Here is a 19,137-nt window from a genome sequence, read left to right as displayed (position 1 = left end):
AAAAAATAACCCATGCGACCAATCTTAACCCTATTATTGATTTTCACTATTTCTCTCGTTTCAGCCAAAGAACCCGGAATGAAAATAGGTACTCCGGACATTATCTCACTGTCAGTTTTGGAGTTCAATAGTGATGGAATTCTTTTTATTGGTGATTCCAAAGGAGGCGCCATCTATGCTGTAGACTTAAATGACAATGAGGCTAGCAGCAATGAAGAAGGACTGGTGATCCCTGATTTGGAAGACAAAATATCAGCCATGCTGGGAACTACTGCTGAGAATGTGATGATCCATGATTTAGCAGTAAATCCTATTTCTCAAAATGCATACGTAAGTGTATCACGTGGCAGGGCAAAGTGGGCATCAAGGTGGGAAACACCAAATGATTTGGAAGATGCCAGCGTTCTGCTCCGAATTTCTCCTTCCGGTGATATATCCGAAGTGAGCCTTGAAAATGTTGAGTTTTCGAGTGTGCAGATCCCAAACCCTGTGGACCCTGGTGTAGATCATGAATGGATAAAGGGGGCAAAGCTTAGAGCTAATGCCATTACTGATATTGGCTTTGATGGTGGCACAGTCTACGTTTCTGGCTTATCCAATGAAGAATTTAGGGCTTCCATGTGGACAGCTTCATATCCATTTACCGATGATGTAAAAGCCAACACGCTTGAGATATATCATGGAGCTCATGGAGAATGGGAAACCGCCTCACCTGTTCGCGCATTTCTTCCATACGAACTAAACAATCAAAAGCAATTGCTGGCAGCATATCTATGCACCCCTCTGGTTACCATTGACGCCAGCAACCTAGTGGATGGAAAGCATGTGAAAGGAAGAACAGTTGCCGAGTTCGGTTCCGGGAATTTCCCAATCGATATGATCAAATATCAGAACAATGGAAAGGATTATATACTCATGTCAAATAGCGCTCTTCCCTTGCTATTATTCGATCCTGAGGACGTAGCAAATTATGAGGGAGAGATTACTGAAAAGGTAGAAGGATACCTCGCTGGAGTGAAGTATACCCCTCGTTCCGGTTCGGGCATTCAGCAGCTTGCCGATTTCAACGCAAAGTATATTCTTGCCACCCAAAGACTCCCAAATGGGAAACTTGCATTAATTTCATTGCCTAAATCGTGGCTATATCCCTAATCAAATTATGAAACCAACTATAACAAAGGGAGGTGCAATTGGCCTCCTTTATTTTTTTCTTATCTCCAGCACCGCACTAGGCCAGAGTTTCTTTACCGCCAAAACACTCCCAAAGTCTGAAAATTATGGAACCATAACCACCCGCTTGGTCCCGGAGGATCTTGTCAGGCTCATTGAAAAGGAAAATTTCACTTTTGAGCAGTGGTCTAGCTTTTTCTTTGTCCAGACCACTCCCGGAGCACCTCCCGTTCTAGGTGAGTATGGTATTGTCAATAATCACCTATCCTTTAGCCCAAAGTTTCTACCAGACCCTAAAGTCCAGTACTTTGTGACTTTCTCATACCCAAAGCTCGGAGAGCTGATCTCCCAAAATATCGAAGACCAAAATGAGTATACAGATGTGGCCTCTTTTGAGCCCCCTGAAACCACTCAACCTGAAGTCACTTCATTTATACCTACCCTCAATGAAGTCCCGGCGAACCTCCTAAGATTTTACGTGTATTTCTCGGCTCCAATGAGCCTTCAGAATCCTTATGATTTCATAACTATAGAAGATAAAAGCGGCAAGGCACTCGTTGATCCCTTTGTGGTTATCCCGGAGGGGCTATGGAACATTAATCATACACGGCTAACCCTTCTTTTGCATCCCGGAAGAATCAAGCAAGGTGTTGGACCAAATATGACAATGGGGGATGTATTGATGGCTGGAAATAACTATACTTTGAAAATTAGCAAGGATTGGAAGGGAGCTAGCGGAGAGCCATTGAAGGCAACCTTTACCCAAACAATCAATGCAACTAACCCCTTGGAAAGAGCGATGAATATCAATAGCTGGGCGTTGCGCGCCGAGCGAAAAAATATTGGCATTTTGCATGTGGTGTCAGACCATCCACTCGATCAGCCCCTGGCCAAACGAATGCTGTTTATCAGAGGAAAGGATGGGCAAATTTTGCCTTCAAGGGTAGAGTTCGATAACCCCGAAAAGTTTCGGATATTATGGAAACTTGACGATTCAGACGAGTTGGAACTTGTCATTGATCCTCGCCTTGAAGACGTTTGCGGCAATACTCCCCACTACGCATTCGATCTGGCAGGAACAGAGCGAACCCCTTCAAAAGAGGAGCTTAAGCTAAAATTCAGGTTGGAATAGGCACAAAAAAAGGGAGCACCTTCGTACTCCCATAGCCGATCCCAATGTGCTGGTTGGATCGAACTTTCGATCCGGCAAAAGCCGAATCTAATCACCGCCTAATTTACTCGCCTGTAAATGTAGACAGTAAATATAATCATAAGTAACCACTATCTGACAAGATTGTACATTTTTTATCGAGGAATTTTTTGAGGCCTTATTGCCGGGCAGGGTTATAATTTGATGCGTTAATTTGCCAATTGTATGGTGAGGCAGCTAGTATGTTTTCTGATTTTTCCACAGTTACTGGTATTCGGTACACTTGACCGAATACAAAAGGCGATGGAGAAAAAGGAATATGACAAAGCTCATGAATTGATACTGAAGGGGCTTGAAAAGGAGCCGGATAATCCTGGAATCAGCTACTACAAGGCTTTATTATTCTTTGATCAATCCTTCACCGGATATAGCATTGATACCGCCAGAACGGCAATAAAAAAAGCTAAAAAAGACTTTGACAATGCTAACGCTGAGCTAAAACAAGAGGTGAAAGATGATGGTATCACACCTGAAATGATCGAAGTGCTCTACGACAAAATTAGGGATCTTGCCTTTCAAAACACGCTCACAGATTTGTCCCCTTCTGGCATATCCGATTTTCAAAGCAAGTTTCCAAACTCAATCTATGAAGACATCCTTACCTATAAGTTGGACAGTATGGAGTTCCAATCGGCCAGGGCAGTCAACGCTCAGTCCGCTTTGCAAACCTTCATAGAAACACACCCAACCTCAGTTTTTAAGCCCCGGGCAGACTCCCTTTTGGATAATTTACGGGTAGAAGATTTGGAGAAAACCGGCTCGCTCAAAGACTATTATAATTTTCTGGACCAATACCCTTTTACCAAACACAGGAAAAAACTGGAGCGGTACATTTTGCGCGTATCCACCGCATCGCATGATGCAGATGCCTACAGGGCATTTGTCCAGTTTGCGTCAAACCAGGCACTTAAAAAACAGGCAGCAGATATACTTTTTTACCTTGACGATCAGCAAGATTTTGTCTTCCATCCGTTACGAGATTCTTTGAGAGAGGTGATCGAAATCTCTAAGACCGCATTGTTTCCGGTGATAGAAAGAGGCCGATATGGATTTCATGATCAGTCGGGACAGCTTCAGATTGACTATCAATACACTGAAATTCAGGAAGACATCAAATGCCATCTCAGTGATGATAGCTGGGTTTATGGAAAAGGGGAAGCGGGGAAAATTCTGAGAAAAGACGGTAAACTCCTATTTCAAAATGTGGAGGATTACCGAAGCATCAGCCGGGACGTTGGGCTGATAAAAAAAACAGGATTCTGGTACCTTTTTCACAAGAGTGGATTCAAAATACTCTCTAAACCCGCAGAGGATGCCGAGGTGATTTCGGGCAAATGGATAAAAGTGAAGCAAGGAGGGAAATGGGGACTTGTGAGCTTCACGGGGCTTACCATTGCTGAAAGCATTTACGATGATATTTTCAGGGAGGGTACCTTTTGGGTGTTTGAGAAAAATGGATTGCTGGCAGTATACACCGAGCGATTGATCCTACAAGAAATCGAAGAGCGTGGGCTTTCCCTTGAATTCAAGTTTGACGATATCGAATTGGTAAATTCAAATGCGCTTATTGGGTTTCGTGATGGCCGTGAATGCCTCCTGGACTCTACCCTGAGCTTCCTAATCCCCTGGGGAAATCATGAAGTATACCCCGAAGAATCCGGCTGGTATCTGAAATCTGATTCAGGCTACCGGCTATATAATGAAGCGGAGGAAGACGTGATGGATCGGCACTATCCCTACCTTGAATCCAATGCAGGATGGCTGGCTTTAAAAATCGAAACCGATTGGATGCTGATCCCACGAAAAAAAGGATTATTACCATCTCGAGGATATGATTCCATCAAGCTTGTGAATGATTACGCTGCTATCCTACTTAAAGAAAACAAAAAGAAGTTGCTCTTCTCTTCCGGTTTGGAACTGGAATTAACTGATCAGCTGGTGGCTACTTTCCCTGGAAGAAAGGAATACACTACCCTCTCATCCGCATCAGAAACTACCATCTACAATTCAGATGGAGAGCCTGTAGTATCCGGCAAATTCGAAAGCACGATGTTCTTCAACGACTCGCTGATTCGTGTGCAAACCCGTGGCAAACAAGGGCTGATCAAAACAAATGGCGATTGGGTGTTGAATCCGGTTTTTGATGCTATCGACGAGAAAGATGGCTTAATCCTAACCCTCATCAATGGTAAAATCGGATGCTATGACCCTGTCATTAATCAACTGATCAGGACAGAATATGAAGCCCGAATTGAGCGGATAGGAAAATATTATCTGGCTAAAAAAGATGGCAAGTATGGAGTCATCGATTTTGCTAAATCGGAAATCATATCGTTCGACTATGAAGAAATTAGTCAGTGGAATGACACCTCCTATTTGGTGAAGCAGGATGGAGAATATCTGATTATCAACGGAAAGGAAGAATCCGTCTTTGAGCAGATGGAAAGCGTGAAGCTTCTCGTCCAAAATGATCGCCATAAAATGTATCAGTATATCAAAGACGGAAGATATGGGCTAATGAGCAGTGAATACGGACAGCTACTAGGCCCAGAGTTTACCGATGTATTCAATATCGGATCGCGGCAAGATCCTTTATTTTTTGCGGATCAGCACCTGGACAAGGCCGGATTTCATGTGGTTAGTTACATCAATCAAGTCGGGGAGTTAATTCTCTCCAAGGCGTATACCAGGGAAGAGTTTGATCGGATTTTGTGCGACAACTAGCTGTTGATACACGGTCATCACTTGTTTGATCAGCGATTTCTTTCCATCATTTTCGATAACAAAATCAGCCAGGCCGGCTTTTTCTTTATCACTCATTTGCTTTGCGATGATGTCTTTGACATCCTTCTCGGTTCGGTGCGTATCCCTTGTCACCACTCGTTTGATCCTCACATCTTCAGGAGCAGTGACCAGAATGGTTTGATCCAGCAACTTGTAGGAGCCAGTTTCAAAAATTAAAGCCGCCTCTTTTAACAAAAGTCTAGCTTCAAGGTTCTCATTAACCCAGCCCTCAAAATCACGACCCACGGCAGGATGAACTACTGCATTTAGCTTTTCCAGTAACCCCTCATCCCTGAATGCCACCCCCGCAATGTGCTTACGATCCAGCTTCCCATCAGTATAAGCCTCCTCACCAAAAAGCTGCTTGACCTCCTTTATCAGAGGAGCATCATTTTCCATGAGCCATTTCGCCCGATCATCCGCATAATAGGTGCCTGCGCCAAGCGTCTCAAAGATTTTGCATACGGTAGTCTTGCCTGAGCCGATACCCCCGGTAATCCCGACCAATGGAGGTCTATTTTTCATAGGTGATGGATAAGGAATCAGGGATGGTCTCCACCTCAATCACATTTTCCGGGTGAAACACCACAATGGCAGGAGCAGTAGAGTCCGCTTTGTTGATCAGGTTGTAATCCACCACCACTTTAAAGTCATCGGCAAAGTACTCTTCCCGCAACTCCCGCTGAACGACAAATCTAACTGTGACCTCAGGGTTGGTCACATATACTGAAGAATCACGTGGAAAATTTTGCATCTCCACTTTTGCCATCAAATCCAGCCGATCAAACTGATCCACTTCAAACTTGACATTGACAGTAGGCGGGTTGGATTGGATCCCGAAATCTTCGGGAAGACCCAACTTGACAAATCGATCGAATGTTTTATCAATATTTTCTGCATCCAGCTTGATGGCATAATCCCTTCTGATAGTATCCAGAAAACTGGTAGGCCCCACGATTGTGGCCGTATCTGGAGTAAGTGTGATGGGAGAAGTAATCCGATGATCGGCATCCATACTGATCGAGGATGAATCCACCCTGAGTTTTACCTTCTTCGAAATCTTTCGGTCAATGTTTACAAATAAGGTATCTGTAAAAAGAAAATTGATCCGGTACTCATTCAACTGCTCGGTGATGATGGGCAGGATAGTTGGGCGTGTAAGGTACCGAATGGCTGCTGGATTATCCAGCTCTATTACGATAGGGTCACCCCCAAACCAGAATGACTCACGAAAAAGGTCCCAGCCTCCCCCAGACACATCAATATCCACATACTCCGGAAGTGGCTTGATGGCCACCAAGCTGTCTTTGTTGTAAATGAACTCGATCGGGTATTTGATCCGGGAATTGTAGTCTTTGCCCAAGGCACTAAAAAACCAAAAGGTAGTGGCCCCCAAAAATGAGAGCAGCACCACCTTCCAGTTTCCTAATATGTTGGGTATTCCCATGCTGAATACGTATTATTTCTTTTCTTTCTTCTCGCCTTTTTCATTCAGGCGCTTGCTTGCTTCCAGGGAAATTGAGGCTTTTTCCACTAGCAATTTGGTGCCCCGATCCACATCGATGAGAACCGTGGTATCGGATACTTCCATGATTTTTCCATGAATTCCCCCAACGGTCACTACCATTTCACCTTTTTTGATTTCTTCCAGGTATTTTTTGGTCTCCTTTTGTTTCCGCTGCTGTGGACGAATGAAGAAGAAATAGAAAATGGCGATCATACCGATGATCGGCAAAAAAGAAGTGAAGTCACTGCCTCCTGCTTGCAATAAAACTGTATTCATGTTGTATTTAGTTGAAATAAAAAGTCCCGCATTAAATGCGGGACAATGTTAATAAAATTTGATGTGCAAAGTGGGTTCTTACTCTCCCTCCTTCACAACATTTGCCTTAATTCTTACTCGCTGAGTAGTAGGCCATGTGTTTGCTGTAAGAGTCACAGTTTTATTCTGAACACCTGGCTTGTTTTTGCTGTTGAACCGCACTTTGATTTCGCCAGATCCACCTACCGGGATCGGCTCTTTTGGCCACTCTGGCACAGTACATCCGCACGTTGCTTTTGCATCAGAGATGATAAGCGGAGCTTCTCCATCATTTACGAATGAGAAAACGTGCTCTACTACATCACCATCCTTAATGGTACCAAAATCGTGAAGTTCCTCTTCGAACTTAATTGCCGGAAGTGGCCCCTCTGGCTTCTCTGCCGGAGCAGATTCTGCGGGGTTGTTTACCGCCAAGGGCTGTGCAGTAGGATTAGCTTTTGCAAGTCCGCCTTTTCCTTCCAGCGCTGCTACTCTTCCTTCCAGTTTTGTAATTCTGGATTCTAGCTCGCTATTGCCGCAGCTAGTGATCCCTGCTGCCACAATCACTCCTAATAAAATCTTTGCTATTTTCATTGTTACTCGTTTTTATTTTGTCCCCGCCGGGACTTCACTACTCTACTATGTTTAAAAACAATTGAACCACAAATCTATGAAAGATATGTTTTCAATATTCTTAATGAATTGTTAAAGGTGGATTAGTTCTTTTTGATCTGACTGATCAACCCGTTTACATCGTCAAGCAAGCGCTCCGCTTTGTCTTTGGCATCTTTTACAATCTTCTCTCCCTGGTTTTTGGCGTCATTGTTGAATACCGCCTTTCCATCTGCCACTTCATCCACAAACCCTTCGAGTTGCTTTTTGAGCTTGTCCAGTTGAAAAGTAAGCTTATCTCGCGTGTTTATTCCTTTATCCGGGGCATATAAAATACCTAAGACCCCACCGGTAACAACACCTAAAAGAAATGCGAAAAAAGAACCACCTGATCTGCTCATTGTACTTTGTATTTAAGGAAAGTAGCGATAAATGTCTTTGCGATGCAAAACCCTGGAAAAAATCAGCGTTTCATTATCTGCTACCAAACCAACTCTATAATTTCCTATTCTAATTCTATAAAAATTCTGATAACCTTTCAACTTTTTGAGGTTAGAAATCTCCTCAATCGATTCACATGATTTCACTGTGTCCACCAGTTCTTCCAGCCTTTTTCTAACCTTCTGGTCTTTTACTTTTCTTGCATCCTTAAGAAACCCTGATCGAAAAGCAACCTTCATTTACCGAAGCGCATTTCTTACCTCTTCCTCAGAAACAAAACCAGTTTTCTCTCCCTCCACTATTGCAGCTCCCAAAGCCTCCTCCTCCATTTCTTCAAGAAACTTCGCATCCAGATTTCGAAAGCTCAGACCCATCTTCCTAGCCAGCTTTTCAAAAAGAGCCTTTGTTTCCTTGGAATCCGCCTGAATTACAATACTTTCCATCACTTGTTATCGATAAGACCTCTACCGCTCTTACGAATTTTACCACTCGAAGTTAATTCGTTTGAGAGTACATCCAAAACCCCATTCACAAATTGTTTACTCTTGGGCGTGCTATATATTTTGGAGATTTCGATGGCTTCATTGATAGTCACTTTTACGGGAATGCTCGGAGAATTCATCATTTCCACCAATGCCAGCTTCAATATCACCCGGTCCGTTAATGCGATCCGGTCTACGTCCCAATTCAGTGTTTTACTTTGAATGATCTCTTCCAAAAATTCATTCTGGTTGATTACGTCCATAAACAGGCGCTCCAAAAACTTAAAGTCATCCTCTCCATTTTTGGTGAGTTCGGCCAGCTCCAGCTCTTCGCCATCCTGCAAGGCCTTGATGGTTTTCACCACCATACTTTTCAAGATCGGTTGGTTTTCTTCCCATTGCAGGTGATTGCCCTCCAGATATGAAGCGATTGCCTCGTTTTTAAAAACAATGCGTTTGAATAGCTCAAGAACAATATCATTGTCTGAAGTATCTTCCGATTTCTGACCACCAAAAAAATGTGCTAATGGCTCTGCTGTGCGGATTTGCTCCCGATACCACGCTTTGATTTCATTTTGCTCAGTATCCCAGCTGATGGATGATCTGGCCACTTCCTTGCGGAGCAAGTCCGATTCCTTCAGATGTTGAACAATCTTATTTCCAATAAAGGGATATTTCTTCTTTTCCTTCGCGATATAGGCTTTGTCTTCCTTTTCGCTATCCAGCTTCTCTCGCTGCTCTATTTCAATGGGAAGAAGTAAAAGCTTCAAATACGTATCCTGAATCCGTTCAGCCTCTCTCATCATGTCGTTCTTCCTCACGCGCGCCTCCTTTTGAACCTGATTTTCATATTCAGATAAAGCAGCATTCACGTTCACAACTACCTCTTCTTCTGCATCACCCGGATTATCCACTTTTCCGGAAAGTAGATTTTGGTTAAACAATTTAACCGCTTCCTTCTTTCTTGCTTCGAAGAGTGCCTTGTCAGCAAAATCATGCTTAGCAGGATCCAGCGCATGCATCTCTTCAAGCTCATTTCTTTTCACTTCTTTCAGTGATTCTACGGCCGTAAAGTGACCGTAAAGTGCCTGCATGGCTTTAACCCTTAGTATTCGTCTGTTTAGCATGGTTGTTGGCTTTTCGCCTTACTTCTTCCTTTATTTCAAATATACCAGTCGTCCGCTTTCGGATGCTGAAGATGTGGGATAATTCGTTATTGTCCAAGTTTTACTTTTCCCACGGTCTCAATTCGCTTAAGCGCCAGCTCCAAAGCGGCTTCATGTGATCCCATCTTGTTTTCTTCTGCATGATTCAATACATCCAAGCATACGTCAAAGATATGCTCAGTGGATGCAAGCACCCTGTCCTTGTTGTAGTTGCCCAGATATTCGTGATATACGTTTGCAATACCCCCGGAATTTATAAGGAAATCCGGGCAATAGATGATCCCTTGATCGTTGAGCATCGCGCTGTGCTTTTGCTCTTCCGCCAATTGGTTATTTGCTGCTCCTGCCACCACTGCGCATTTCAGCTCGGGAATGGTTTCGTCATTAAGCGTAGCGCCCATTGCGCATGGAGCGTAAATGTCCATCTCCATCTGGAATACCTTATTTGGATCAACTACAGATACTTTGGAATGCTTATCAGTGATCACCTTGATTTTGTCTTCGAAAATATCAGCGATAAATACGTTCGCATTTTCTTCGATCAGGTGATCAATAAGGTATTTACCTACCTGGCCCGCGCCTTGTACAAGGATATTTTTTCCACCTAGTGAATCGAGTCCGTAAGCTTTCTTCGCTCCGGCCTTCATGCCCATGTACACCCCATAAGCAGTCATCGGGCTGGGGTCTCCCGATCCACCCATGTATTCCGGCTTGCCCACCACGTAAGGAGTTTCCATGCTCATATACTCGATATCACGCATGGTGATGTTCATGTCCTCAGCAGTATAATATTTTCCGTTCAGGCTGTGCACAAACTTCCCGAATCGTCTCATCAATCCTTCGTTCTTGATCTTTCTGGCATCACCGATAATGACCGCCTTTCCTCCACCGATGTTGAGTCCTGCCAGGGCCGACTTGAACGTCATCCCCCGGGATAATCTCAGCACATCTCTCAGCGCCTCTTCCTCTGTGGCGTAGTTCCACATTCTCGTTCCTCCCATGGATGGGCCCAATACAGTGTTGTGAATGGCAATGATTGCCTTAAGTCCGGTATGCTCGTCTCTGCAGAATACCACCTGCTCATGCTGAAGGTTGGCCATCTGATCGAACACGCTGTTCGATTTTACTTCGGGTTGTGTGTCTATCATTGTAAATGAACTTTATTCTAACTTTAAACCTTCTTTCCCGGGTGCAGTTGCACTACAGTAGAAAAGGGGCTGCAAAAATATTCCATTTTAACTAAAACACACTGGCTATCAGGCCTTTATAAAATTTTGTGAAAGACCTAGGATACCTAAATAAATACCTGCTCAAATATAAGTTTCACCTAATTTTTGGTGCCTTATTTATCATTATTGCAAATTTTTTTGCGATTGTTCCTGCAGTAATTGTTCGATATGCTTTCGATATTTTGCAACGGAGCTACGGTATATTCTCTTCGTTTGAGGGGTTTGAACTGCAGGCTGAAACGGTGGGAATCATTGGCTCTAGTATCATTATTTTGGCCATCCTGATTTTAGCATCAGCACTACTGAGAGGGGTGTTTCTTTTTTTTATGCGCCAGACCATTATTGTGATGTCTCGTCACATAGAATATGATTTGAAAAACGAGATTTTCGAACACTACCAAACGCTTCCGTTAAGTTTCTACCGAAGGAATAATACAGGAGACCTAATGGCCAGGATCTCCGAAGATGTAAGCAAGGTGAGAATGTACATAGGCCCAGCCATCATGTACGGCATCAATCTTTTCACACTTTTCCTGATGGTGATTCCTTACATGATTACCATCAATCCTACGCTAACGTTTTATTCATTGCTCCCTCTGCCCGTACTTTCACTCAGCATCTATTTTGTGAGCAACATCATCAACAAACGATCTACGGAAATACAGGAAAGCTTGTCCGGGCTCTCCACCTACGTGCAGGAAGCTTTTTCCGGTATCCGGGTGATCAAGGCTTTTGTGCGGGAAGAGGAAGTCGCAAAGAATTTTGAGACAGAGAGCATCGAATACCGGGATCGCTCTCTTAAACTCTCGTTTGTGCAAGCGTTGTTTATGCCACTGATCATGGGGCTGATCGGATTGAGTGTGATCCTGACTGTGTGGGTTGGCTCCATACAGGTGTTCAATGGAGAAGTGAGCACTGGTAATATCGCAGAGTTTATCATCTATGTAAACATGCTGACCTGGCCGGTGACGGCTCTAGGGTGGATTACCTCCATTATACAAAGAGCCGCTGCTTCGCAGCGGAGAATCAATGAATTTCTGGACACCAAAACAGACATCATCTCAGAGAAGAATATCGAAAGGGAAATCGAAGGCCATCTTGTTTTCGACAATGTCAGTTTTACCTATCCTGATTCGGGCATTCAGGCGTTGAAAAATGTATCTTTTGAAGTGCGTCCTGGGGAATCAATTGCTATTGTGGGTACCACCGGTTCCGGGAAAAGCACAATTGCTAACATGGTTTGCAGGTTGTATGACATTGATCAGGGTGCGCTAACGATAGACGGACTTGGGGTGGAAGATTACAATATTTCTTCGCTAAGAAGCCAGATAGGCTATGTGCCTCAGGATGTGTTTTTATTCTCTGATACTATTGAGAACAACATCGCTTTCGGAAACCGGTCGATGAGTAAAGAGGAAATCGAGCGGGCAGCCGAGGATGCGGATTTGCTCAACAATATCAAAGATTTCAAAGACGGCTTTCAGACCCGCCTTGGTGAGCGAGGGATCACGCTTTCCGGTGGTCAAAAGCAGCGGGTATCTATAGCCAGGGCCATTGCCAGGGAACCCAAGATTCTGATTCTGGACGATGCTCTGTCCGCAGTGGACACCAAAACGGAAAACGCCATTTTGAATGCGATGCAAAGAATCATGCGGGGCAGGACTTCCATCGTGATTTCACACCGGGTATCTTCTGCTAAACTGGCTGATAAAGTGGTGATGCTGGATGATGGTGTGGTCGTGGAGCAAGGAACCCATGATGAGTTGCTTTCGAAAGGGGGAGCGTATAAAGAGCTCCATGACAAACAGCTAGCCGGAGAAGAAGTAGCCTGATTACTTTGCCCAGTATTCCACGCTTAAGCTTTCATCCTGATAGTACAACTCAAACCAATAGGGCTTAAGCAATGTACCTTCTTCGATTGCCTTGACCTCCATTAGTCTAGCCACCTCCTCAGGATTTGGCCTTACCAGCGTATGCTGAGTCATAAAAATCTTAAATACTTTAGGTGTGCTAAACTCTCTATAGGAATATCCGGCAGGCAACCTCAGCACGTCTTTTATTTCATCAATGGACGCTCCCATGAAGTAGTGAATTGAATCTTCTCCAATACTTTCATTTTTGAAAAATACAACAGTCAGCATTCCCTTCAACTTGCCTGAGTCGATGGCAGCCCTTGTTTCTTTCATCCGCTTGTCAAATGTGGTGTAATCGTACTTTTCGATGTACTCATTTCCAATAACCGTACGCCCCTTTCCCGCCATCACATAGACCTCCACCGGATCAAAGCCTCCCAGCGAATAATAGGTACTTAAAATTATTGTGACCAAACACAGGACGATGATGATCGAATAGAAGATCTTGGCTCGCTTCATGAGGTCAAATATAATCGGGAATCAGACGGCTTTTGCAACTTCCTTGTATTGCATCCGGTGCAGCTGTGCGTAGTAGCCATCCTTCTCCAGAAGGGTGTCATGATCACCACGCTCAACGATTTTACCTTTATCCAGCACCAGAATCTGGTTGGCATTCTGAATGGTAGAAAGTCGGTGTGCAATGACAATAGAAGTACGCCCATGCATCATCTTCTGGATTGCCGACTGAATTAGCTCCTCCGTTTCGGTATCCACAGATGAGGTGGCTTCATCCAGCACAATGATTTTAGGATCGTAAACCATCGCTCGTACAAAGGAGATTAACTGGCGCTGACCAACTGAAAGCGTGGCTCCACGCTCCATCACATTATAATCAAATCCGCCCGGCAATTTTTCTATGAATGATAGTGCACCTACCATCTCAGCCGCTTCCCGTACTTTCTCGCGGGAGATCTCCGGATTTTTCAGGGTGATGTTATTGAAGATCGAATCGGAAAAGAGGAAAACATCCTGAAGCACCACGGCAATATGATTGCGAAGATTGGACAGGTTGTACTCCCGCACATCCGTTTCATCCACATAAATGTTTCCCTTATTTATCTCGTAAAACCGGCTCAGCAGATTGATGATGGATGACTTGCCTGCTCCGGTTGCACCCACCAGTGCAATGGTCTCTCCGGTATTCACCTCAAATGAAATGTCCTTCAGCACATAGTCATCGTCATTGTAGGCAAACCATACCATTTCAAATTTCACATCGCCTTTTACATGTTCCGGTGAATACGTGCCATTGTCCTGGATGTGATCGTTGTTGTCCAGCAGATCGAGAATACGGTTGGAAGAAACAATACCCATCTGAAGCGTATTGAACCGGTCGGCGATCATTCGGATGGGACGAAAGAACATTTGCAAATACAGGATAAAGGCGATCAACATACCAAACTCTACATTTCCCTGCACCAGCTGACCTCCTCCATACCAGACGATCAAACCAATGCCTGCCGCCTGGATGACCTCAGAAACCGGGAAGTAAATGGCGTAGTAAAGCACCGAGTTGATGTTTGCCTTGCGGTGCTCTTTATTGATCTCTTTGAACTTCTCAAACTCCCGTTTCTCGCTGTTGAATATCTGCACAATATTCATCCCGGTGATGTGCTCTTGCACAAATGAATTAAGGTTGGAAACGGCTGCCCGTACCTCGTTGAACGCTACCTTGATTTTCTCCTTAAAGACATAAGTGGCCAAAATAAGAATCGGCAGTAGCGACAAACTCACCAACGTGAGTGACCAGTTCATCCAAAACATGAAGCCGAGAATGACTAACAGCTGCATCACATCGGCAATGATCCCGGCTATCCCGGTACTGAAAACTTCGGCAAGCGTTTCAATATCTGATACATTTCGCGTAACAAGCCTTCCAATCGGGGTTTTGTCAAAGAAGGTCAGCTTCAGGCTCTGTATGTGCCGGTAGAGCTTGATTCGGATATCCTTGATGATGTTTTGACCGAGCCATCCGGAATAAAACGTGTGCAGGTACTGAACGATAGACTGCACCACCAGCAAACCGATCAACAATAAAATCATATTGACCAGACCGGGGTAGTCGCCTGCAGCCACATTATTGTCAATTGCCTTTTGAATAAGCCATGGACGAAGTGGCCCTACCACACTCAAAGCGATGGTGAGGAAAACCAGAAAATAGAAAATGCCAATGTAAGGTTTTGCAAAGACGAACAGCCTTTTCAGAACCGTCAGGTCTACGATATTTCCACTTGCTTTTTCTTTTTCCAAGGTATCTCTAGTCTAAATAGATGTCTGGCGGGTAAACGACTTCCTGCAAAAAAAGTCCTTCGGCGGGAACGGCTCTTCCAGCCCTGCTTCGGTCATTGCTTTCCAGAATTTTTTTCACCTCCTCAAGAGAGGTTTTCTCCAACCCCACGTCAATCAACGTCCCCACAATGGCCCTGACCATCCCGCGCAAAAAACGATTGGCCGTGATCACAAACAGGTGATTGGTTCCCTCCTGCTTCCATTCCGCATGAAAGATGTCGCAGTTGAAATGGTTTACCTCGGTATGAACCTTACTAAAGCACTCAAAGTTCTGCCAATCCTTAATTATTTCGCAAGCCTGTTTAATTAACGCTACATTAAGTATGGGGCGGAAGTAGTATGACACTCCGTTTTTGAACGGATCCTTCTCCTGGTGAATGTGGTAGTGATACTTCCGGGAGACCGCCTCAAATCTCGCACTCACATCGTCCTTTACCAGCCTGATCCCATGTACAGCAATATCTTCACCCAGGAAAGAATTTAGCTTAAAAATCAGCTGATCAGGGTCAATGCTCTCTGCATCAAAGTGGGCAATCTGCCGCGCTGCATGAACGCCTGCATCGGTGCGGCCGCTCCCCGTGATAGGCGTCTCCTTTTGCAGCAGGATGCCCAGCGCCTTTTCGATCTCTGCCTGCACCGTCACACCATTGGGCTGGATCTGCCACCCGCTGAAATGCGTGCCCCGGTAACTGATGTCCATGAAATACCTCACGGCGACAAAAATGTAGGATTCCTTCCATTTGATAGGTGTTTCCATTCATATTTGCAGATACTATGTTAATTAAGGTCATGCTGAATTTATTTCAGCATCTTTCATCATTTGTTTATATAGATTCTGAAACAAGTTCAGAATGACCCCCTTAATTGAGATGCCCTAACAAGAAAATTATGCTACAACGAGTACAGACCATCTTCATGACTATTGCTGCGATTTCAATGGTGTTGGTACTTTTCTTTCCTATTTGGGAAATGTCCAAGTATACCGAGGGAGATGTGCAAGGTGAATATCTAATTCTGAATGCACGTGAACTTAGACATGAACTAAGAAATCCCAATAATGATATACTTGAAGTTAAAGCTGTCAAGTCAACAATCCCAATTTCAATTGGAGCGGTTCTGAGCGCTTTAGTTATGTTTTGGTCCATCACGAGATATAAAAGCCGCATGACACAGATCAAACTAAATTCACTCTTCTCCTTACTAATTTCTGGGATTTTGGTTGGAATAATTATTTACATAAGGAAGTTTGATCCCCAATTAACTGGCTCTCCACTATTTGGTGGAATCTTAATTATAGTTGCAATGATCAACAACATGATCGCCAACCGCTTCATCAGAAAAGACGAGCAGCTGGTGAGAAGTGCGGATAGGATTAGGTGAGGTCAAGGACTTGTCTAAGCTTCTGATTCAACATGGATTGTTTTTCAATGGAAAGTGTACCTAATTTCCGAATCAATTTGTCGTTATTCAGTGCTCTTAGCTGATCCATGAATATTACCGAATCGTGAAGTAGTCCAGATTCCCCCCCTTCAATTTGAATTTGTAAAGGGGTTATTTCCCAGGGGGAAGAACTGATAGGACAAACAATCGTTGAATTGAGGGCACTCAATATGTCTGATTGCACTATAACAACAGGCCTCACCTTTCCCATTTCTGTCCCCGCCTTCACCCCCAAATCCGCAAGCCAAAGATCGAACTTATTCCTTTTCAACGCCATAATACTTTTCGTAATCAAAGATGGCGTTATCCCAGTCCTTCAGTTCATCCTTCATCTTTTCATATTGTCGTGCTGTTTTCTTTGAAGCCTCTCGAAGTTGTTCTTCCAACTCTTCACGTTCCAACTTTTTGGTATACTCAACCACCGCCTCCATTACATAGCCACTTCGGTTTTTGTCCATTGCCTTCCGATATTTCTCAACTTTCTCATAGATTTCCTCGGGCATTTTCAAACTAATCGTTTTCATGTCGTATTCTAATTGGTAATACAAAAGGCAATACGAATATATTACTTTAAAAGTTCTTCTGCCAACCTGTCAGTTTTCTGCCTCTGGAATAGAATTTGAGTTTATCCGGTCTGAGTATTAACAAAAAAATTGTAATCAGACGATGGCAGAGAAAGGTACAATCTCAATACACACGGAAAACATCTTTCCGATTATTAAAAAATTCCTGTATTCCGATCACGAGATCTTCCTTCGGGAGTTGGTTTCTAATGCAGCAGATGCAACACAGAAAATCAAACAGCTGGCACAACTTGGAGAATACACCGGTGAGCTTGGTGATCTAACTGTCGAAGTGTCATTCGACAAGGCGAAGAAAACCATCACCATTTCCGACAATGGGATCGGGATGACGGCTGATGAGATCAAGAAATACATCAACCAGATCGCCTTCTCCGGCGCTACCGAGTTTGTAGAGAAATATAAAGACAAGGCTGACAACCAGCAGATCATCGGCCACTTTGGTCTTGGGTTCTATTCTGCATTTATGGTGGCTAAGAAAGTGGAGATCGATACACTCTCTCACCAGGAAGGTGCCGAGCCGGCACTCTGGAGCTGCACTGGAGAGACAGACTTTGAGATCAAGAAAGGAAAGCGAAAAACCCGAGGTACGGACATTATTCTTCACGTGGCAGATGACTCAGGAGAGTTTCTGGAAGAGCACAGACTGCAAGGCATCCTCGACAAATATTCGAAGTTCCTTCCAATCCCAATCAAGTTTGGTCAGAAGGAAAAGCAGATAGAGGATGGTAAAGACAAGGACGGTAAGCCTAAATACAAAACAGAGAAGGTTGACAATATCATCAACGATACCGACCCGATCTGGACGAAATCTCCAAGTGACCTGAAAGACGAGGATTACCTCGCTTTCTATAAGTCGCTGTATCCGTTCAGTGAAGATCCGCTTTTCTGGATCCACCTGAATGTAGACTATCCGTTCAACCTTACCGGAGTGCTTTACTTCCCGAAGCTAAAAAAGGATTTCGACCTGCAGAAAAACAAGATTCAATTGTTCTCTCGTCAGGTATTCATCACCGATGAGGTGAAAGATATCGTGCCGGAATTCCTGCAATTGCTGCATGGAGTGATTGACTCTCCGGATATTCCATTGAACGTATCCAGAAGCTACCTTCAGTCGGATTCGAACGTGAAAAAGATCAACGGATACATCACCAAAAAGGTGGCGGATAAGTTGGGTGAGCTTTTCAAAAATGACCGAAAAGGATACGAAGAGAAGTGGGAAGACATTGGCGTATTTGTGAAGTACGGCATGATCTCCGAGGAGAAGTTTGACGAAAAAGCAAAGGATTTTGCGTTAGTGAAAAATCTTGACAGCAAGCACTTCACCATTGAGGAGTACAAGAAGCACATCGAGGCAAATCAGACGAACAAGGACAAAAATGTGGTGGCACTTTACACCACCAACAAAGACAAGCAGCACAGCTACATCGAAACGGCGAAGAAGCGCAGCTACGATGTGATTGAGCTGAGTGGCCCGATCGACAGTCACTTCATCAGTCACATGGAGCAGAAGAATGAAAATTTCCAACTGCAGCGTGTAGATGCGGACGTGATCGACAAGCTGATCGACAAGGACGAGAAGAAAGAGTCGGTGCTTTCTAATAAGGAGCAGGAGACACTCAAAGAGATCTTTGAGAAGGCGATCAATAACAAAAACAACAACGTGGCAGTACAGCCTATGGCAACTGACGACATGCCTGTGACGATCACTTTGTCAGAGTTTATCCGCAGGATGAAAGATATGCAAGCGACCGGTGGTGGTCCGATGATGTTTGGTGACTTCCCGATGACACTTTCAGTAGCGGTGAACGCTAACCACGCGATGACGAAGAAGATTTTGGAAGCAGACTCAGACGAAGCAAAACAGAAGCTGGCAAAACAGGCCTACGACCTGGCATTGCTCTCTCAAGGAATGCTGGAAGGTAAAGACCTGACAGACTTTGTGAACCGAAGCGTGGAGTTGAGTCTCGCTTAGTCGCTACGCGACACGAAATCAAATGAAAACCCGCTTAGATGAGC

At 44.2% G+C, this 19,137-nt stretch carries 20 protein-coding genes; 6 read left to right on the top strand and 14 right to left on the bottom strand.

Features of this window, described 5'->3' with window-relative positions:
- Positions 1-12 precede the first annotated feature (12 nt).
- The 3 genes from RLN88_RS01655 to RLN88_RS01645 all read left to right on the top strand — a co-directional run bounded on the left by RLN88_RS01655 (position 13) and on the right by RLN88_RS01645 (position 5,104).
- Positions 13-1,152, top strand: a complete 1,140-nt coding sequence (locus tag RLN88_RS01655; RefSeq protein WP_350219629.1) for a hypothetical protein — start codon at positions 13-15, stop codon at positions 1,150-1,152.
- A gap of 7 nt (positions 1,153-1,159) precedes the next feature.
- A complete protein-coding gene (locus RLN88_RS01650) occupies positions 1,160-2,302 on the top strand; it encodes a hypothetical protein (RefSeq protein WP_350219628.1) in 1,143 nt (380 codons plus the stop codon).
- Positions 2,303-2,545: 243 nt separating this feature from the next.
- Positions 2,546-5,104: a WG repeat-containing protein gene (locus RLN88_RS01645; protein WP_350219627.1), complete on the top strand. Its 2,559-nt coding sequence runs from the start codon at positions 2,546-2,548 to the stop codon at positions 5,102-5,104.
- Here RLN88_RS01645 and coaE read toward each other — a convergent pair.
- The 9 genes from coaE to RLN88_RS01600 all read right to left on the bottom strand — a co-directional run bounded on the left by coaE (position 5,045) and on the right by RLN88_RS01600 (position 10,814).
- Complete coding sequence (coaE, locus tag RLN88_RS01640) at positions 5,045-5,689, bottom strand: dephospho-CoA kinase (protein ID WP_350219626.1); 645 nt, start codon at positions 5,687-5,689, stop codon at positions 5,045-5,047. The two genes, RLN88_RS01645 and coaE, sit on opposite strands and share 60 nt — an antisense overlap.
- Positions 5,679-6,611: a YbbR-like domain-containing protein gene (locus tag RLN88_RS01635; RefSeq protein WP_350219625.1), complete on the bottom strand. Its 933-nt coding sequence runs from the start codon at positions 6,609-6,611 to the stop codon at positions 5,679-5,681. Before RLN88_RS01635 ends, coaE begins: the two co-directional genes overlap by 11 nt.
- A 12-nt stretch (positions 6,612-6,623) precedes the next feature.
- On the bottom strand, positions 6,624-6,947 hold the full coding sequence (gene yajC, locus RLN88_RS01630) for a preprotein translocase subunit YajC (protein ID WP_350219624.1): 324 nt from the start codon (positions 6,945-6,947) through the stop codon (positions 6,624-6,626).
- Positions 6,948-7,025: 78 nt separating this feature from the next.
- Positions 7,026-7,559: a DUF1573 domain-containing protein gene (locus RLN88_RS01625; protein ID WP_350219623.1), complete on the bottom strand. Its 534-nt coding sequence runs from the start codon at positions 7,557-7,559 to the stop codon at positions 7,026-7,028.
- Between the two features lie 122 nt (positions 7,560-7,681).
- Positions 7,682-7,978: a YtxH domain-containing protein gene (locus RLN88_RS01620; protein ID WP_350219622.1), complete on the bottom strand. Its 297-nt coding sequence runs from the start codon at positions 7,976-7,978 to the stop codon at positions 7,682-7,684.
- Positions 7,979-7,990: 12 nt separating this feature from the next.
- Positions 7,991-8,257 (bottom strand): type II toxin-antitoxin system RelE family toxin, encoded by a 267-nt coding sequence (locus RLN88_RS01615; RefSeq protein ID WP_350219621.1) that lies wholly within the window; start codon positions 8,255-8,257, stop codon positions 7,991-7,993.
- Complete coding sequence (locus tag RLN88_RS01610; RefSeq protein WP_350219620.1) at positions 8,258-8,461, bottom strand: hypothetical protein; 204 nt, start codon at positions 8,459-8,461, stop codon at positions 8,258-8,260.
- The gene (gene nusB / locus RLN88_RS01605; protein ID WP_350219619.1) at positions 8,461-9,627 is read right to left on the bottom strand and encodes a transcription antitermination factor NusB; all 1,167 of its coding nucleotides are present in this window, start codon (positions 9,625-9,627) and stop codon (positions 8,461-8,463) included. The genes RLN88_RS01610 and nusB overlap by 1 nt, the downstream gene beginning before the upstream one ends.
- 86 nt (positions 9,628-9,713) lie before the next feature.
- On the bottom strand, positions 9,714-10,814 hold the full coding sequence (locus tag RLN88_RS01600) for a Glu/Leu/Phe/Val family dehydrogenase (protein WP_350219618.1): 1,101 nt from the start codon (positions 10,812-10,814) through the stop codon (positions 9,714-9,716).
- A gap of 128 nt (positions 10,815-10,942) precedes the next feature.
- Here RLN88_RS01600 and RLN88_RS01595 point away from each other — a divergent pair, with 128 nt between their 5' ends.
- Positions 10,943-12,727 (top strand): ABC transporter ATP-binding protein, encoded by a 1,785-nt coding sequence (locus tag RLN88_RS01595; protein WP_350219617.1) that lies wholly within the window; start codon positions 10,943-10,945, stop codon positions 12,725-12,727.
- Here the strand turns inward: RLN88_RS01595 and RLN88_RS01590 are convergent, their stop codons facing one another.
- From RLN88_RS01590 to truA, 3 genes are read right to left on the bottom strand one after another with little or no spacing between them, the layout of a single operon-like run.
- Entirely contained in the window at positions 12,728-13,267 is a 540-nt protein-coding gene (locus RLN88_RS01590) for a hypothetical protein (RefSeq protein ID WP_350219616.1), read from the bottom strand.
- Positions 13,268-13,288: 21 nt separating this feature from the next.
- Positions 13,289-15,058: an ABC transporter ATP-binding protein gene (locus tag RLN88_RS01585; protein ID WP_350219615.1), complete on the bottom strand. Its 1,770-nt coding sequence runs from the start codon at positions 15,056-15,058 to the stop codon at positions 13,289-13,291.
- Positions 15,059-15,065: 7 nt separating this feature from the next.
- Positions 15,066-15,854 carry a tRNA pseudouridine(38-40) synthase TruA gene (gene truA / locus RLN88_RS01580; protein WP_350219614.1) on the bottom strand — a complete coding sequence of 263 codons (789 nt, stop codon included), beginning with the start codon at positions 15,852-15,854 and terminating at the stop codon, positions 15,066-15,068.
- A 131-nt stretch (positions 15,855-15,985) separates the two neighbouring features.
- On the opposite strand from truA, the gene RLN88_RS01575 reads away from it, so the two are divergent.
- Positions 15,986-16,477: a DUF4293 domain-containing protein gene (locus RLN88_RS01575; RefSeq protein ID WP_350219613.1), complete on the top strand. Its 492-nt coding sequence runs from the start codon at positions 15,986-15,988 to the stop codon at positions 16,475-16,477.
- Here the strand turns inward: RLN88_RS01575 and RLN88_RS01570 are convergent.
- Together RLN88_RS01570 and RLN88_RS01565 are read right to left on the bottom strand one after the other, a co-directional pair.
- Positions 16,470-16,814 carry a type II toxin-antitoxin system PemK/MazF family toxin gene (locus tag RLN88_RS01570; protein WP_350219612.1) on the bottom strand — a complete coding sequence of 115 codons (345 nt, stop codon included), beginning with the start codon at positions 16,812-16,814 and terminating at the stop codon, positions 16,470-16,472. The two genes, RLN88_RS01575 and RLN88_RS01570, sit on opposite strands and share 8 nt — an antisense overlap.
- The gene (locus RLN88_RS01565; RefSeq protein WP_350219611.1) at positions 16,795-17,061 is read right to left on the bottom strand and encodes a YlcI/YnfO family protein; all 267 of its coding nucleotides are present in this window, start codon (positions 17,059-17,061) and stop codon (positions 16,795-16,797) included. Before RLN88_RS01565 ends, RLN88_RS01570 begins: the two co-directional genes overlap by 20 nt.
- A 142-nt stretch (positions 17,062-17,203) precedes the next feature.
- On the opposite strand from RLN88_RS01565, the gene htpG reads away from it, so the two are divergent.
- Positions 17,204-19,093: a molecular chaperone HtpG gene (htpG, locus tag RLN88_RS01560; RefSeq protein WP_350219610.1), complete on the top strand. Its 1,890-nt coding sequence runs from the start codon at positions 17,204-17,206 to the stop codon at positions 19,091-19,093.
- Positions 19,094-19,137 lie beyond the last annotated feature (44 nt).

Source organism: Ekhidna sp., assembly GCF_040223195.1.
Lineage (GTDB): Bacteria > Bacteroidota > Bacteroidia > Cytophagales > Cyclobacteriaceae > Ekhidna.
This window is presented reverse-complemented; position numbering and strand designations above follow the sequence as displayed.